General features: G+C 44.1%; 13 protein-coding genes. 5 read left to right on the top strand and 8 right to left on the bottom strand.

Going from position 1 to position 17,571, the window contains the following annotated elements:
* Positions 1-148: 148 nt before the first annotated feature.
* Positions 149-1,501 (top strand): NADP-specific glutamate dehydrogenase, encoded by a 1,353-nt coding sequence (gene gdhA / locus L3V32_RS19765; RefSeq protein WP_039437518.1) that lies wholly within the window; start codon positions 149-151, stop codon positions 1,499-1,501.
* A 75-nt stretch (positions 1,502-1,576) separates the two neighbouring features.
* On the opposite strand, the gene L3V32_RS19760 is transcribed toward gdhA, so the two are convergent.
* The 3 genes from L3V32_RS19760 to L3V32_RS19750 form a co-directional block, all read right to left on the bottom strand.
* Entirely contained in the window at positions 1,577-2,044 is a 468-nt protein-coding gene (locus L3V32_RS19760; RefSeq protein WP_005392541.1) for an OsmC family protein, read from the bottom strand.
* 98 nt (positions 2,045-2,142) lie between these two features.
* Entirely contained in the window at positions 2,143-4,500 is a 2,358-nt protein-coding gene (locus tag L3V32_RS19755; RefSeq protein ID WP_237285005.1) for an ATP-binding protein, read from the bottom strand.
* Positions 4,493-5,461 (bottom strand): cytochrome-c peroxidase, encoded by a 969-nt coding sequence (locus tag L3V32_RS19750; protein WP_237285004.1) that lies wholly within the window; start codon positions 5,459-5,461, stop codon positions 4,493-4,495. Before L3V32_RS19750 ends, L3V32_RS19755 begins: the two co-directional genes overlap by 8 nt.
* Positions 5,462-6,106: 645 nt before the next feature.
* On the opposite strand from L3V32_RS19750, the gene L3V32_RS19745 reads away from it, so the two are divergent.
* The 3 genes from L3V32_RS19745 to L3V32_RS19735 all read left to right on the top strand — a co-directional run bounded on the left by L3V32_RS19745 (position 6,107) and on the right by L3V32_RS19735 (position 11,257).
* The gene (locus tag L3V32_RS19745; RefSeq protein WP_374270161.1) at positions 6,107-8,830 is read left to right on the top strand and encodes an EAL domain-containing protein; all 2,724 of its coding nucleotides are present in this window, start codon (positions 6,107-6,109) and stop codon (positions 8,828-8,830) included.
* Between the two features lie 257 nt (positions 8,831-9,087).
* Positions 9,088-10,464 (top strand): nodulation protein NfeD, encoded by a 1,377-nt coding sequence (locus tag L3V32_RS19740; RefSeq protein WP_237285002.1) that lies wholly within the window; start codon positions 9,088-9,090, stop codon positions 10,462-10,464.
* A 10-nt stretch (positions 10,465-10,474) separates the two neighbouring features.
* Positions 10,475-11,257, top strand: coding sequence for a slipin family protein (locus tag L3V32_RS19735; protein WP_005373196.1), 783 nt, complete (start codon positions 10,475-10,477; stop codon positions 11,255-11,257).
* A gap of 84 nt (positions 11,258-11,341) precedes the next feature.
* On the opposite strand, the gene L3V32_RS19730 is transcribed toward L3V32_RS19735, so the two are convergent.
* Positions 11,342-11,746: a globin gene (locus L3V32_RS19730; RefSeq protein WP_005392547.1), complete on the bottom strand. Its 405-nt coding sequence runs from the start codon at positions 11,744-11,746 to the stop codon at positions 11,342-11,344.
* Positions 11,747-11,984: 238 nt separating this feature from the next.
* On the opposite strand from L3V32_RS19730, the gene L3V32_RS19725 reads away from it, so the two are divergent.
* Positions 11,985-12,641 (top strand): NAD(P)H-dependent oxidoreductase, encoded by a 657-nt coding sequence (locus L3V32_RS19725; protein WP_237285001.1) that lies wholly within the window; start codon positions 11,985-11,987, stop codon positions 12,639-12,641.
* Between the two features lie 103 nt (positions 12,642-12,744).
* Here L3V32_RS19725 and choV read toward each other — a convergent pair whose 3' ends face one another.
* The 4 genes from choV to betA form a co-directional block, all read right to left on the bottom strand.
* On the bottom strand, positions 12,745-13,923 hold the full coding sequence (gene choV / locus L3V32_RS19720) for a choline ABC transporter ATP-binding protein (RefSeq protein ID WP_104970601.1): 1,179 nt from the start codon (positions 13,921-13,923) through the stop codon (positions 12,745-12,747).
* A 2-nt stretch (positions 13,924-13,925) separates the two neighbouring features.
* Complete coding sequence (choW, locus tag L3V32_RS19715; protein WP_005392552.1) at positions 13,926-14,768, bottom strand: choline ABC transporter permease subunit; 843 nt, start codon at positions 14,766-14,768, stop codon at positions 13,926-13,928.
* A 78-nt stretch (positions 14,769-14,846) separates the two neighbouring features.
* Entirely contained in the window at positions 14,847-15,785 is a 939-nt protein-coding gene (locus L3V32_RS19710; RefSeq protein ID WP_005392553.1) for a choline ABC transporter substrate-binding protein, read from the bottom strand.
* A 38-nt stretch (positions 15,786-15,823) separates the two neighbouring features.
* Positions 15,824-17,539, bottom strand: coding sequence for a choline dehydrogenase (gene betA, locus L3V32_RS19705; RefSeq protein WP_237285000.1), 1,716 nt, complete (start codon positions 17,537-17,539; stop codon positions 15,824-15,826).
* Positions 17,540-17,571: the final 32 nt, after the last annotated feature.

Raw genomic sequence — 17,571 nt, 5'->3', positions numbered from 1 at the left:
TTCCTCATCAATACTAACAGAAGGTGGAAATTGATCGTTCTCATCCGCAGGAAAGACCATTATCGCCATTGAGAATTGGTCAAAATCACTATTTAATGGGAATAAATTCATATAAACTGATTGCTTATTCATATCAAGGAAGAGATCTATGTCACACATACACGATACTATTGTTGCGTTGCAACACAGTAGCCCGGCTCAAAAAGAGTTTTACCAAGCCGTAGAAGAAGTATTAACTTCTCTCGCTCCAGTCATAGAAAGCAATAATAAATATAAAGAACAAGCGATTATCCAAAGAATCGTAGAACCAGAACGTCAAATCATGTTTCGAGTTCCTTGGGTCGATGACGCAGGGAATGTGCAAGTAAACAAAGGCTACCGCGTCGAGTTTAACTCCGCGTTAGGTCCATACAAAGGCGGACTGAGGTTCCATCATTCAGTGAACGCGAGCATCATAAAGTTCCTCGGCTTTGAACAGATTTTTAAAAACGCGCTTACTGGCCTTCCAATTGGTGGCGGAAAAGGCGGTTCAAATTTCGATCCTAAAGGAAAATCTGACGGTGAAATCATGCGATTTTGCCAATCATTTATGAACGAGTTATACCGCCACATTGGTCCTGTTACCGATGTTCCTGCTGGCGATATCGGCGTCGGTGCGCGTGAAATTGGTTATATGTTTGGTCAATATAAGCGATTGACGGGCCGCTACGAAGGGGTACTTACAGGCAAGAGCCTTCTTTGGGGGGGCTCACTTGTTAGGAAAGAAGCAACGGGATATGGAACCGTATATTTTGCGGAATGCATGCTCAATGACCGTAATGATTCACTCAAAGGCAAAACTTGCCTCGTTTCTGGCGCAGGTAACGTCGCTATCTATGCAATTGAAAAGCTATACCACATGGGAGCAACCCCAGTAACATGCAGCGATTCTAGAGGCACGATCTATCATGAGCACGGTATTGACCTGCAGCTCCTCAAGCAACTTAAAGAAGTGAAAAGAGCAAGTTTAGAAGAGTATTTAGACACTTACCCTGAAGCAGAGTATACGCCGTTGGGTGACTATCCTAATGAAGGGCATGCTGTATGGCGATATCAAGCTGACGCCGCATTCCCTTGCGCGACCCAAAATGAACTAACGTCAAACGATGCTCTTGCTCTTATCGATAATGGGTGTGTTTTGATTAGTGAAGGCGCAAACATGCCAACCACTCGTGATGCGGCCAATATCATCGTGGATTCCGAAATGGCTTATGGGCCAGCGAAAGCAGCCAATGCAGGCGGCGTTGCAACCAGTCAGCTTGAAATGGCACAAAATGCCAGCATGCAAAACTGGACCTTTGAGCAAGTCGATAGCCAGTTACAGACCATCATGAAAAACATCTTTATTAATGCAAACGAAACCAGTCGAGAGTTTGGTCAACCTGGTAATTTAGTTTTAGGCGCAAACATTGCCGGCTTTAGAAGAGTCGCTGATGCGATGATCGAGCAAGGCATCGTTTAGTTCACAATAGCCAGCAGCCTGACTGCTGGCTTAACACTATTCGGCGATACACTGCGCTTTGACAAAGAGCTTCATTTAATCTGCAATAAGCGTCGTCACTTCAGTTTTAACCGAATTGGCGATAAAACAATTCTCATGAGCCATGTGGTGCATTTTTTCTAATTGAGATCGTGTCGGTTGATTATCACCAGCAAATGTTATCTTAGGGTTTAGTGTTACCTTAGACACCCATTCTTTTCCATTTTCACCTTTTTTCAGCTCCCCTACTGCTTCATCTAGGTAGCGATCCACAACGTAACGTCGTTTCGCCGCAATAGAAAGAAAAACAAGCATGTGACAACTGGAAAGTGCCGCAACAAATGCTTCTTCCGGATCAACGTTTTCTTCTACAGATAATGGCAACGGCACTACGTGTGGAGATGGTGACGCAGGGACTTGCAACCCGCCATCAAACTTCCAAATGTGCGCCCGACTATACTGGTTATCACTGAATACTTCGTCAGCTTCGCGATGCCATTCGATTAAAGCGGAATGCTTACTCATTCTAACTCCCTGATTTTCTCATTGACGAATCAACACATCCATTCACGTCATAGTAAACCATAACGAAACAAGGTAAGGAACGCATGAACTCAGAGAGGTTACAAAATTTGTTGAGGATCGACGTTTTTTTTCTGTATGTCATCCAGAAGTCGATTAGCCTGATGGATGTTAACTTGTAATCGGTTGATTAGCATCTGTAACCGCTCAATTTCAGGAGTTTGCTTCGCTTTGAGCGTGTTTTCTAGCGCCTCCGTTTGTCCAGCTAAAATCGGCAAACCAAGGTTCAATGCCATACCTTTTGTTTTATGCAACGTGTCTTCTAGAGACGCGAAATCTTCAGCCATAAAATAATCAATAAGTTCATCAACCGATGATTCAAAATCGACAATAATACTTTTTAGTAGCTCATCTATCGCTTCCGGCGCTTCTTGCAAAGAAATGAGCATCTCTGAACTGGATAACTCTTCTTCTGTCAGCCGTAGCTTCTCTATTGGCTTGCGCTGCAACTGGAGAACGTTGTTGTCATTCGTTAATGGTAAATTCTCTTTTGGTTCGAGCCTCGCAGCAAACTGTTTAAGAGCGTCCGAAAAGCTCTCTTGCTGTAGCGGTTTTGTAAGCACATGATCCGCTCCGGCTTCAATAAAGCTATCATGCGCCTCACGAAATACATCTGCCGTATACGCAAAGAGTAATGTTTTGATACCTAACTCTTGTCGAATCACACGCGTCGCTTCAACACCATTCATCTCAGGCATGTGATTGTCCATCAGAATCAGGTCATATTCGTTATCTCTCGCCTTTTTAACCGCCACCAATCCGTTTTCAGCAACATCCACTTCATGTCCCAACTTTTCGCAAAACCCTTTCGCCACAATGGCGTTCACTCGGTTATCTTCAGCAAGCAATATCTGCAAATTGTGTGTTTTCTTGCGTGTTTTGGGGGGCTCTTGTGCCTTTGGAAGTTCGCATTCAACCCAAGGAATGGGCAGTTCGACGATGAATTGACTTCCGACGCCCTCCACACTTTTCAATGTAATCTTGCCATCCATCAAGCCAGTTAATTTTTTAACTATTGCCAAACCAAGCCCTGTACCTCCAAATTTTCGGGTAGTTGAAGAATCGGCTTGCTCAAACGAGTTGAAAACATGTTCTTGCTTGTCTAGCGCGATACCAATACCAGTATCACTCACAATCATCACCAAGCAATGATTTACCTTATCAAGTTCCGTTCTGATTAACACATGCCCTTCACTGGTAAACTTCACCGCGTTGCCAGCAAGATTAAACAAAATCTGTCGTAAACGTGCGCAGTCTCCGGTAAATTCAACGTATTCAGGCACTTCATTTTCCACGATCAATTCGATATTTTTTTCATCGATGAGCGGTTTTATTGCGCTACACACAGGAGAAATGACTTGGTCTAAATTGAACTTAGCCTGCTCAAATTCCAGTTTGTTTTCTTCAACTTTGGAGAAATCCAAAATATCGTTGAGAATCGTCATCAAGTGTTGGCCAGAATCAAGAATGACTTTCACGTACTCTTTAGTCGTCGGCTCTTTGGTTTCCTCTGCAATCATTTGAGAAAGGCCTAATACACCATTCATCGGCGTTCTTAATTCGTGACTCATTGCGGCGAGAAAACTTGATTTGGCTTTTGCTGCTCGCTCGGCTTTATTTCGCGCCTCCTCGATTTCGAGGTTCAATTGTTTCAAGTTGTACATTCGATATTGCGACTGATACAAAAATGCGCTGACTAACAACATCACGGCAATAAAAACAAACAACCAAGTGAAACGCGCTTCACTTTGGGCAATATTGAGCAGCCGATGCTCCGCATCCTCGATAAAAACAAAGTATCCATGATCAAGCAGTTCATTCGTGAGTAGTTCTATCCTTTTATCGCTCGCTTGAAGCCGATCTAAGAAATTGGCTTCACTTTCACTCTCAACTACGTTTTGTGTCAAAAGTAGTTGGTTGAGAAACTCAAAATAGTGATGCCCACTCAACGTCTTTCCGGTATCGGTAGAAATATCTTGCTGATATAAGTTGAATAGCATTAATAACGCGTATTGATTCTCTACCTGAACGCCAATCAACATATCGAGCTTCAGCGTTGTATCAAGCACACGGTTTTTAAATAGATTGAGCGTATCCTCAACTTTTTTATGATTGGGCGTCACAGGGAACCAAACTGACTCCCTTGATGAATTTAGCAATTTCTCAGCAGCGACTTCTATATCCACTAAAGATGTCGTCAGTTCATAATTTTTCCTATCTTCAACCGCATATCGATTCACGATAACATCGCGCTCTTCAATCAACTTGTGCCCAATATCCGTCAACTCCGCGTGGAATTCTTGTGCACTTTTTGAATTCACATGTGACATATACGCCAATACACAACACGTCAGCATGGCAATAAAAAAGCAGAGATTAACCAGTTTGAATTTACTCATTTTCCAACACCTCTAAAATCACGGGTCTGGGTGCTGTCAAAGACTGTAAGAACGCTTCAATATCAGCGACACTTTCATCGCTCATCGTAATTCCGAGCTGCGTTTTCGCCATAATCTGTATCGCCTCAGATAACTGGTCAACTCGTCCGTTATGAAAATAAGGGCTTGTTAGGGCGACATTACGTAAACTGGCGACTCTAAAATAGAATTGTTCTTCACTTTCCGTCGTAATCAGGTGCCGTCCCGAATCCTCTACTACTGGCTTATCTTTGAAATAGGCGAACCTTTGTATCATCGCTCCGCCAATATTTTTGCCCTGATGACACTGTACGCAACCTGAAGACTGAAATGTTTTCCACCCCCTAATTTGCTGCTCACTGAGGACATGGGTGTAACCCAGTAAGTAGGCATCGAATGGTGCACCTGGAGTTTGGAGCCCTTCGACAAACTCCACAATGGCGGACTTGATATTATGAATATTAATCGGTAGCTCACCATCACGGCTAAATAGCGCTTGATAACGTTCGCTTCCTTTCACGTACTGCTCTATTGTTTGCCAGTTTGAGTCCATTTCTATTGGATTGTGGATTGGCCCATCAATCTGAGCCATCAAGGTGTTTTCGGTACCATCCCATAAAAAACGATAATTTAACGCTGCATTAAACACTGTGATGGAATTTCGAGTTCCATCACCTTTCACCCCTGTAGAGACAGGTGTATTTTCAGCGCCATTGGTTTGCAAGTTGTGGCACGTCGCACAACTGACGCTACCGTTTGAAGATAGCTGAGGATCACGAAAGAGATGCCAGCCAATTCTCGCCAGCTTAATATCTACGACAGGGTCACCTTCTATCGGCTGAACTAACGAAATATCACCTAGCACCTTAGCATTTCTTGCGATTGTTGCTTGGCTCAAAATGAGTGTCACAACAACTAATGTGATTATGCTGAATTGCCTCATCAACTGCATACCTTACACTTGCCATTAGTATGAAGTTAGTTGCATTTTTAGGTTTTTTCCATTAATGGAAAACGGTTACCAGAGCTGCACGTGGAGGGACTTTTATTTAAAGCTCAGATAAGGAGCAAATGACGAAGGCGAGTAACGAAGAATTGACTCGCTTCGTGGAGTTATGTGTGCATATTGAATTCTAGATTTAGCTTATAGAAGCCAGCAACCTTTGAACCCAAGTAATCTCACCATAGGAGATGAGATCGAATATAGTAAAGAAAATGGCACAGATAATGGCCAGTTTGACCAAGCGTTGAACAATAAACATCATAATTACCCATCATTTTTTCGCAGTTTACTATTACAAAAGAAGTTTAGATACAGAAGAAAAGCACTAGTTAAACTAATAGACTGTTTTATAAAAAGATTTATACCTTTACTAGCTGCACGATTAAACCGTAATTTGAATGCGCGGTACGTTATTGAGCATTTTAATTGCAAACACGAAAATCTAGTAATGAGAGCAAACGTTTCACTTACCATATCAGCTCAGCAAATCCTTCATTTTATCTCTATAATTTGAATCTATATCAAAAATTTCTGTTAGAACATGTCGTACACTTTCAGTGAATTAACATCTATAACTATTTTTTAATGAAAACACTTCGCTTGTTTAACTTGAATCTTCGCTATAAAACCGCCTTATACTTTTCATTAGGACTGCTGGGCATGGTCATCAGCTTCCTTTTTATTAGCCGTTATTTTTTCCTGTATAGCTTAGATGAGCTCGAAGACATGGAAATTAACCATGCGAATCAGCAAGCACTCGCTGTCATCGACATGATGGTGAGCCAGCAAGAAAGCGCCTCATACGATTGGGCGTACTGGGACGAAACATACGATCTGTTTGTTGATCGTGATATTGCTAAATATACCGAGCGAAACCTTTACCCAGAGAGCATTGATGCGTTAAACCTCGATATGATGGCGTTTATCACGACTAATGGACAAACCCTGCTCTCCTTGACTCGTGAGGATAACCCCGACACTTCTTCAGAACTCACCGCTAAAATGGCGAATCAACCTACTCTTCAAGATTACATCAAGTCCATGAATCACAAGCTTGATATCCATAGAGAGAGCATCTCAGGGTTGTTTAAAATCAACGATAGTATTTGGGGTCTTAGCCTCAGCCCAGTTAGGAATAGTGAAGGCGACCGCCCTTCTAACGGATGGATGCTTTGGGGAAGAAACCTATCTTTGCGCTTTCCTGGAGACTTTAAATCCATTTTAACCGCGGAAAACTCATTAGAGACGCAGATGATAAGTGGATCAGACAGTAGTGAGATGCGGGATATAGAGAAGACCTCGCGGTCAATCACAAAATGGGCTTCACTCTCTGATTTATCTGGTGAACCGATCGCATGGCTAAAAACGAAAACACAGCGAGAGCATTATGCGAAAGGTAATACGCTATTTATGTATCTGTTTGCAACGGTTGGCGTTGTAGCATCAATCATCGCTACCGGCACCTACATCACGTTTAAAAATAAGGTCGCCACTCGCTTTAATCATTTTGCTGAAGGAATAAGCGAAATCGCCTCTCAATACCAACTTGAAGGGCTGCATTCTGTAAAAGTAGACGAATTAGAGTTAGCGACAAAACTGGTACAAAAGCTCTCTGAAAATACATCGTTAACCCAACTGCAATTGAAAGACTCGATGGAAAAGTTTGGTGCTCTGTACCATAGCTCCTCACTAGGCATGCTAATTGTTATTGATCGTAAAATTGTCGATGTAAACCAAAGAGCGTTAGATCTGTTGAGCTACAGCAAATCGCAATTGATAGATCGTCCTCTAGACACCTTGTGCCCATCGGAGGACGATGAATGTCGAGTTGACGCCATGTTCAGAGAGCTGAAAAACGGTAAAACACAATTCGAAGCGCAAGTGCTCGATAGCAATACAGAAGAAATCGACTGTTTGATAGAAGCCACGCTCATTCAACATCATGGTCAAAGTGCGCTGATGTTGTTGCTTCAGGATATGAGAGAGACAAAGCAGCAAGCAGAAATGATCCAAAAACTCACCGACTTTGATCCGGTATCCGGTTTCTGTAATCGTCCTGTCATTCTCAATGCACTGCACGAGCTCGTAGAGACACGGCCAAACCATTTTTCGTTTGTGTACATTAACAGTAAAACTCTCAAGCAAATTGCAGGAGTATACGGTCACCTCATTTTTGATGAAGTGATTCAATACATCGCATCCGCAATACGCGAGCAATTAGGGGCATTCCAAATAGGCCGAATTAGTGAGCATGAATTTATCGTTTTGATTCCAGATATCGAGCACCACCAAAAAGCGATAGATGCTACCAATCGATTACTGAATCATTTGTCACATAAGGTCCAGCTCTCTGGGATCATGATGTCATTAGACAGTAAAGCGGTGATGATGGACCTAAACATTACTCACCAATCTGTCGAGCATTTGCTGCTTGCAGCACGTTTCTCATCACAATCCGCTAAGGGTCGTCACTCTCACGAAGTATTAGTCATTGATGAAGAACTATCAGAGCAAGCGGAAACGTCTATGGTGATCAATCGCGATTTAGAAAATGCCATTAGACAAGATGCGATTAAACCTTTTTTCCAGCCTATCGTGGATGCTAAAACCACTGAAGTAATTAGCTTTGAAGCACTTGCTCGTTGGCAACATCCAACATTAGGGATGATTTCACCAGAAGTATTTATTCCGATGGCAGAACAAGGAAAACTTATCGTCGAATTGGGAGAGTCCATTCTCAAACAATCGTGCGAATTTATCAGTCGGCTCAACGGAGTTCGTCATGCGCAAGGTCTGTCGATGTTAAGCGTGCATGTGAACTTAAGTGCGCAGCACTTTTATCATTCCGGACTGATGCCCTACCTAAAAAAAGTGATGGCTCAATACAACCTCTCTGCGGGCCAGCTTGTGCTTGAAATTACCGAAAGTATGTTGATGGGCGGAGAAATAGAATCAATCCAAAGCATTCAAGACATCAAGCGACTTGGTGTTGGACTCGCTTTGGATGATTTTGGTACTGGATACGCATCATTCAGTAGCGTATGTAATTTTCCATTGGATATTGTGAAGCTGGATAAATCTTATATCGACGAGATTGAAACCAATGACAGAGCAAAAACACTGGTAAGAAACATTGCTAACATGTCTCAAGAACTAGGGTTAACTATTGTCGCCGAAGGTGTTGAAACCGCGAGCCAAGTACGCAAGCTTAAAGTTTGGAATATTGATGAGTTGCAAGGGTTTTACTTCCACAAACCGATGCCTGCCGAGCAAGCACTTGTTCAATTTTCTCGCCACGTAAACAGTTAGTCTCTCTCTCCTCTAAAACACATTAGGAAGGCAAAGTGCTTCCCGTCACTTTGCCTTTTTGTTGAGCCTCTTCACACCAGACGCCCCACGGTTAGTGGCTACCGATATTCATATCAAGGCCCGTAGCCCCAGATGTGCCATGATAAATGCTGATATGGCTAATTCGAGTGATCAATTACTTATTTGCACTAGTATTACTGCGTATATACTTGAATTAGGTTTTCAAAAAGTCCCTGTGACCGCACAAGGAGGACTGCATGAAACGACTATGGATATGGGTCTTACCTTTACTATTGTTTGCTAGTCAAGCACTGGCCAATACTGTCTGGATTGTTCCCGTCAAAGGCGCTATAGGTCCTGCTACCAGCGACTATTTGTCTCGTGAGATAGAAGAGGCACAACTCAACGGTGTCAGTTTAGTGATCTTAGAGATGGACACTCCTGGCGGCTTAGACAGCGCAATGAGAGATATTATTCACGCGATTACCACCTCCTCCACTCCAGTTGCGACTTGGGTTGGCCCGTCAGGATCTAGAGCGGCTAGCGCAGGGACATACATTTTACTCGCAAGCCACGTTGCTGCCATGGCTGAAGCCACTAACCTTGGCGCGGCAACGCCCGTCGCGTTAGGTGGTGCCCCTCAGCCCCCTTCATCGGATGATGGCAAAGATCAAAACGCGGAAGAAGCGTCAGAAGGAACCAACGAAAGTTCAGAGAAAGTTCCTGCGAAAACCGCGATGGAGAAAAAGGTAATTAATGATGCTAGAGCCTATATTAAAGGCTTAGCAAAGCTTCATGGCCGAAATGCAGAGTGGGCAGAGAAAGCAGTGAGCGAAGCAGCGAGTTTGGACGCCACAGAGGCATTGGAATTAAACGTTATTGATTATATAGCCAACTCACCAGAGGATTTAGTCAAAGCCATTGATGGACAAACTGTTAAAGTTAACAATCGTGATGTGACATTGTCACTGAAAGATCCCGTATGGATTGAAAGAACACCCGATTGGCGAGCAGAAATGCTAGCCGTTATCACAAACCCAAACGTCGCCTACATCCTGATGCTCATTGGTATCTACGGTTTGCTTCTTGAGTTTTACAACCCAGGCATTGGCTTACCCGGCGTGTTGGGTGGTATTTGTTTGCTCCTCGCCATGTATGCATTACAAATGATGCCTGTGAACTACGCTGGGCTTGGTCTGCTGTTACTCGGAATTGCACTGATGATCGCAGAAGCATTCAGTCCGAGCTTTGGCATTTTGGGCTTAGGTGGCGTTGTCGCCTTTGTGCTCGGTTCCATCTTCCTCATGGACAGTGAGTTACCAGGATTTCAGATCGCCCTTCCTTTAATTTTCGGTATTTCTATCTTTTCTGTCGCGCTGATCGTGTTGACGGTCGGCCTGCTGCTCAAAATACGCCGACGACGTGTGACAACAGGTTTAGAAACTTACCCTGGGAAAATCGCTGTCGTGAGCGATGACTTTATCGATGGCGAAGGGCGCGTTCAACTTGACGGTGCGCTATGGAGAGCCAAAACCAAAGACCATCAACAACTCAAACAAGGTGATCATGTCACCATTGTGAATGTGAAAGGGCTGACCTTAACCGTGATGCCTGATGACCGCCAAAATAAATAGGAGGCGCTTTATGATGCTCTATACTGTTGCGGTGATCGTGGTGCTGTTGTTCGCACTTGCGACCCAAATGTTTAAGGTTTTGAGAGAGTATGAACGTGGGGTTGTATTCTTTCTTGGTCGCTTTCAAGAAGTAAAAGGCCCTGGCTTAATCATTCTTATCCCATTTATCCAACAAATGGTACGGGTGGATTTACGTACTGTCGTTTTGGATGTGCCGACACAAGACTTGATAACGAAAGATAACGTGTCTGTGCGCGTCAATGCGGTTGTTTATTTTCGCGTAGTCGATCCTCAAATGGCAATTAACAACATTGAAAGTTACAGCGATGCCACCAGTCAGTTAGCGCAAACCACGCTGCGATCAGTATTAGGTCAACATGAACTGGATGAATTACTATCAGAGCGCGAGCGTCTCAATAAGGATTTACAATCCATCCTCGATCAACAGACTGATGACTGGGGCATCAAGATTGCCACGGTTGAAGTCAAACATGTTGATTTAAATGACAGCATGGTCAGAGCGCTAGCGCGTCAGGCTGAGGCAGAACGTAACCGTCGTGCGAAAATAATTCACGCTACCGGTGAGTTAGAAGCTTCTAATAAATTAAAAGAGGCAGCTCAAATGCTCAACGAAGCGCCGAATGCGCTGCAATTGCGTTACATGCAGACACTCACGGAAATCACGACAGACAAAACATCGACTATTATCTTCCCTATGCCGATCAACCTTGTCGAAGCCGTCAGTGATATCGCCGAAGCGGTAAAAAAGAATAAAGAGACACAAGACAAATAAAAGCCATACTCAAGGAAGTAAGCTGTTTACACGTTACTTCCTTGCTTTAACTTGCTTGTTTTCGAAGAGCATTTAGTTTCTCTTTTAGTGTTTGGAGCACTCCCGCTTCATTACCGACAAACCTGTGTTAAAACAAGCTCTCCACGCTGTTTCGACATCATCGTCGTATTCAAAATCACACTCTTGAACCGTTTCGATAAGGCTTTCAAACCAAACATCAATATCCTGTGGTTCAATGCCAATATCGGAACTCGCATGCTTCTTACCATATTTCTCCACCATTTTGTGCGCCTCGTTAGAGGTATCGGCCATCATAAAAAACACGATAGATCCTCTAAGCATTCGCACCTGTTGGTGCATGTCGACACCATCAAACTTTTGTCTGAAGCTTGTACTTTTTGACCATAAATTCTTGTAAAACAAGTCGAAAAAGCCTTGGTTCGCGATACAACGTTCATAACTATCGTTGAAAACTTGAATCACGTTCATGTTGCTCTCCATTACTCTCTTAATATGAGTGTAATTTAATAATCATCAAAAGCATCTAAATGATGATGCCTAACCCTATGAAGCACACCAATTTTCAATAAAAAGTAAAAAGTGATTCAAATAAACGCCCTCTTATCAATGAAAAAATATCCCGTATTATGAATCCATATTCGAGGTACGCATGGTTGTCGATGCTAAGCGCATCCTCATTTGTCACAAAAATAAAAAGGATACAAACGTGTCTCATCAAATCATTACTGATCTAAACAGCCGCTACACTGCTAAAAAATACGACGAAACCAAACGCGTTTCTCAAGAAGATATGGCAATCATCAAAGAAGCACTCCGTCTTTCAGCGTCTTCAATTAATTCGCAACCGTGGAAATTCATCGTGATTGAAAGTGATGAGGCCAAGCAACGCTTCCACGATACATTTGCAAATATGCACCAATTTAACCAGCCACACGCGAAAGCCGCGTCACATACGATTCTGTTTGCGTACGATCCAAACTTCACCAAAGAGAAGTTCGCGAAACGTGTGGATGCCGAAGTAACGTCTGGTCACCTACCGGCGGAAATGTACAACAACTTTATGGGCGCCTACGCTTTTGCCGATGCAAATACGGATGAAAATGGCTTTAACGGGAACTGGACAAAAGCACAAGTCTATTTAGCGCTAGGCAATCTACTACACACCTTGGCTCGTCTGGGTATTGACTCAACGCCGATGGAAGGGATAGATCCAACACTGATTGGAGAAGTATTCAAAGAAGAATTAGAAGGCCATGTCTGTGAAGTTGCACTGGCGATTGGCTACCACAAAGACGGGGAAGATTATAATCATGGTCTACCAAAAGCTCGCCTTGCGATGGATGATGTAATTACGACGCTATAGTCGACCGTTTCCTTAGCTTAACTATTTAACTCATTGTTTAAACCCAAAAGAGCCGCACTAATGTGCGGCTCTTTTTTAGCTTGGCTTCAACTCTACTCTAACTTTATGCCACTTGCTCGGACTTAAAGTTACCAAGCAATGCATCGTAAAGCTCGTGGTCGCTTAACACACCAACTAACTGGTTGTCCTCCACCATAAGCAGAGGCTGATTGCTGCGCTGCTTAAGCTCAATCGCTTCTCGCATACTGATTTCCGGGCTAACCTGAACCAGAGAGTTTTCGTTTACCTCATCAAGGTTCGAAGAATCGCTCTTCCATTGAACCAACGACTTATCTGTATCCGCTAAGCTTAAGCCTTTGCTCTCTTGGGTCACCCAAATATCTTTGTCAGGGCAAATCAGAACACGCTCATCTTCACGAACTAAGTCGTCACGCATCAAAGAGCGTCCCTTAAGTACGTTCAATGGATTAGTGTGGGCTACAAAGTCAGCCACATAATCGTTTTCTGGAGCAAGAATGATCTGCTCGGGCTTGCCGTGTTGAATCAGTTTTCCTGATTCCATAATGGCGATGTTATTACCGATTTTTAGCGCTTCATCCAAGTCGTGGCTCACAAAAAGAATGGTTTTGTTTAGCTTTTCTTGAAGCAGAATCAATTCATCTTGAAGCTGAGCACGAATCAATGGGTCAAGCGCTGAAAACGGCTCATCCATTAACAAGATATCTGTGTCCATCGCGAACGCTCGCGCTAGGCCAACACGCTGCTGCATACCACCAGAGAGCTCGTGCGGGAATTTCGTTTCCCACTCAGACAAACCGACCATTTCGAGCTGTTCACGCGCTTTTTTACGGCGCTCTGCTTTGCCAATGCCTTGCATTTCTAGACCAAACGCAACGTTATCTAATACCGTTAACCATGGCATCAATGCAAACTTCTGAAACACCATGGATACGCGGTGAGTACGAAGGTGGCGCAACTTCTGTTCGTCACAGTTAGAGAGCTCAACCATGTCGTCGCCGTCTTTAATTTTCAGAGAGCCACGAGAAATTTCGTTCAACCCGTTAACTGTTCGCAGCAAACTTGATTTACCCGAGCCTGAAAGCCCCATCAAAACACAGATCTCACCCTGTTTCACGTTCAGCGAAACATTATCAACCCCAACCACTTGGCCAGTTTCGTCGATGATTTCTTGTCGAGACTTGCCTTGGTCTAGTAGTGCTAACGCTTGTGACTGCTGCTGACCAAAAACCACATCAAGATTTTGAATAGTAATTGCGTCCATGATTAAGCCTCCTTCTGGTTTGGTGCTTTACACAAGCGGTCAAGAATGATGGCGACCAGTACAATCGCTAAACCCGCTTCAAAACCTTGCGAGATGTTTACGGTATTCAGTGCACGCACGACTGGCTTACCAAGTCCATCAGCACCAACAAGTGCCGCAATGACCACCATAGAGAGAGACAACATAATACATTGCGTAACACCGGCCATAATACTTGGTAATGCCGCAGGTAACTCTACCTTAAACAGCAGCTTCATGCGGCTTGCACCAAATGCTTTGCCCGCTTCAAGTAGCTCCTCCGGCACTTTAATAATACCGAGGTAAGTCAATCGAATTGGCGCAGCGATAGCGAAAATGATGGTCGAGATTAGGCCAGGGACAATACCTAAGCCAAACAGAACCAAGGTTGGAATTAGGTAAACGAATGTCGGTACGGTCTGCATCAAATCGAGGATTGGTCGCAACAAGGTGTATAACCAAGGACGGTGTGCCGCCATAATGCCCAACGGCACGCCAATTAATACGGAAATCGTTGTCGCTGCAAACACAAGGACAAAGGTTTCCAGCATTTCTTGCCAGTAACCAAGGTTGAGAATTGCGAGCAAGGCCAACACGATGAATACGACAAGCGGAATGCTGCGGTGTAAGAACCAAGCAATTGCCGCCGTCATAATGATTGGCGCTGCAGGTGGCATCCATTTAAAAATGTCCACCACGAAAAGAATGATCGTTTCAAGTGTAATAGAGATTGCATCGAAGAAACCCGATGCATTGATGGTTAACCAATCGACGCCAGTTTCCATCCATTGGCCCAACGGTAGTTTGTTGTCCGTAATAAAATTCAAAATAAAACCTTTGTGTTAATGAAGCGGGCATAACTGCCCACTTTCTTTTTCAAAAAAACTCGCTTAAAAACTGCTTAATTAAGCGTTAGTTTTTAAATAGTTTGTAATTGCTGTTACTGCGTCTTGACCATCCACCGTCTTAACGCCTTCTAGCCACGCTTCAATTTGTTCTTGGTTTGCGTTCAACCATGCTTGCGCTGCTTTCGACGGTTTCTGCTTCTGGTTGAGAATCGCTTCCATCAATTCGTTTTCCATTTCTAGGTTGAATTCTAGGTTTTTCACTAGCTGACCTACATTTGGACACTCAGCAAGGTAGTTTTTACGTACGTTTGTGTAGACATTCGCGCCGCCGTAGTTAGGGCCGAAGAAGTCGTCACCACCCGCTAGGTATTCCATTTCAACGTTGCTGTTCATTGGGTGCGGGGCCCAACCTAGGTACACAATCCATTGGTTGCGGCGCGCAGCACGTGATACTTGAGACACCATGCCGGCTTCACTGGATTCAACTAGGCTGAAGTCTTTTAGGCCGAATGCGTTGCTATCAATCATTGATTGAATTAAGCGGTTACCATCGTTACCTGGTTCAATGCCGTAAATGCGGTCTTTAAATTTGTCGGCATGTTTTACTAGGTCAGCGAAGTTGGTCACGCCTGCGTCATAAACGTACTTTGGAACCGCGAGTGTGTATTTTGCGCCGACGAGGTTCGCTCGTACGGTTTCAACGGTACCTGCATCACGGTATTTCGCGATGTCACCTTCCATTGTTGGCATCCAGTTACCTAGGAAAATGTCGATATCGCCATTGGCCATAGAGGAGTAAGTTACAGGCACTGACAGAAGATCGGTCTTCGTTTTGTACCCCAACCCTTTTAGCAGCTCAGATGTCACGGCGGTGGTCGCCGTAATGTCAGTCCAACCTACATCTGCAAAACGTACCGTTTCACATTGGTTGGCATAAGCGCCTGTTGCTAAAGTACTTAGTGCGATTGTTGAGAAGATTTTTGTCATCTTAGACATATTGAATTCCTTGTAATGATTACTGACTTTTTTCGTTTTTATGAGATCGAATCGAGATCTCTTTTTGGCGGATGCATTCGTTGCATCTCTTGCCAGTTCGGTGCAATCCAAACTGGTGCGTTGTTCGACGTTTCCAGGGCGTTATCCAAAATCATGTCCGCGGCGCGTTCTGCCACCATAATAGTTGGCGCATTTAAATTACCGTTCGGAATGGTTGGGAAAATAGAAGAGTCCACCACACGTAAGCCTTGAATACCGCGTACTTGGCATCGCTCATTCAAAACCGCTAATGGGTCATTGTCTGCGCCCATTTTGCAGGTACAAGATGGATGGTAAGCACTCTCGACATTCTGCTTCACCCATTCATCAATTTGCTCATCCGTTGTGATATTCAGACCCGGCTGGATCTCATCACCACGAAACTCATCCATGGCTGGCTGATTGAGGATCTCGCGAGTAAGGCGAATACAATCACGCCAATCCTGCTTATCTTGTTCAGTGGAAATGTAGTTAAACTCAATCTTCGGCTTATCATTCGGATTCGCAGATACAACTTCGACCGAGCCGCGACTTTCGGGCTTGTTAGGTCCAACATGCACTTGGAAACCATGACCGTCAAAAGCAGCTTGTCCATCATAACGCATTGCCGCTGGCAAAAAGTGATATTGAATATTTGGCCACTTTAGTCCCTCACGAGAACGGATAAACGCGCATGATTCAAAGTGGTTAGTAGCCCCAAGGCCTTTGCGAGTTAATATCCACTCAGTGCCAATCAAGCCCTTGCTCACCAAACCTAATTTGCTGTTGAGCGTGATAGGTTGCTTACAGTGATATTGGAAGTACACTTCTAAGTGATCTTGCAGGTTTTTACCTACCCCTTCCAACGGATGTTTCACCTCAATGCCAGCTCTCTCTAATACTGCTTTAGGGCCAATGCCTGAAAGCTGAAGTAGCTGCACAGAGCCTACCGAGCCGGCACTCGAAACCACTTCATGGTTCGCAAAACATTGCTGAACTGAACCTGACTTTTCGAATTCAACACCAACCGCTTTCTTGCCTTCTGCGCCTGTTTCTTCCAGTAAAACGCGATGAACCGTCACTCGCTTCATTAGGGTGAAGTTTTTGCGTTTTTTAGCACGGCTTAAGTATGCATTGGAGGTTGAAGCGCGTACGCCTTTGTCAACGGTCATATGCATTGGGCCAAAGCCTTCTTGCTGATAACCGTTGTAATCTTTTGTTTCTGGGTAGCCCGCTTCTTTGCCTGCATCAATAAAAGCTTGATACAGCGGATTGAGCTTCATATCGTTGCCGTTACATGTGCCGACTGGACCGTTATCGCCTCGGTATTCATCAGCACCACCAATCCAAGACTCTGCCTTACGGAAATAAGGCAAACACGATTGATAATTCCAGCCTTTCGCGCCTTCCTCTTCCCACTGGTCAAAGTCACAAGCGTGTCCACGAACGTAAACCATGCCGTTGATCGACGAACTACCGCCCAGAACTTTCCCGCGAGGACAATGAAGTTGACGGCCATCCAACCCTTGCTCTTCAACTGTCTCAAACTGCCACGCGTATTTTTCAGTGTTCATCGGGTAAGAAAGCGCCGTCGGCATTTGGATAAAAATACTTTTATCCGACCCACCCGCTTCGAGTAATAGGACCGAATATTGACCACTTTCACTTAAGCGATCCGCTAACACACAGCCGGCCGAACCCGCACCGACGATGATATAATCGTAGTGTTGTTGCATTTTGATTCTCCTAGGAGTTAATACCAATCACA

The sequence above is a fragment of the Vibrio sp. J2-4 genome (assembly GCF_021728155.1).
Lineage (GTDB): Bacteria > Pseudomonadota > Gammaproteobacteria > Enterobacterales > Vibrionaceae > Vibrio > Vibrio diabolicus.
This window is presented reverse-complemented; position numbering and strand designations above follow the sequence as displayed.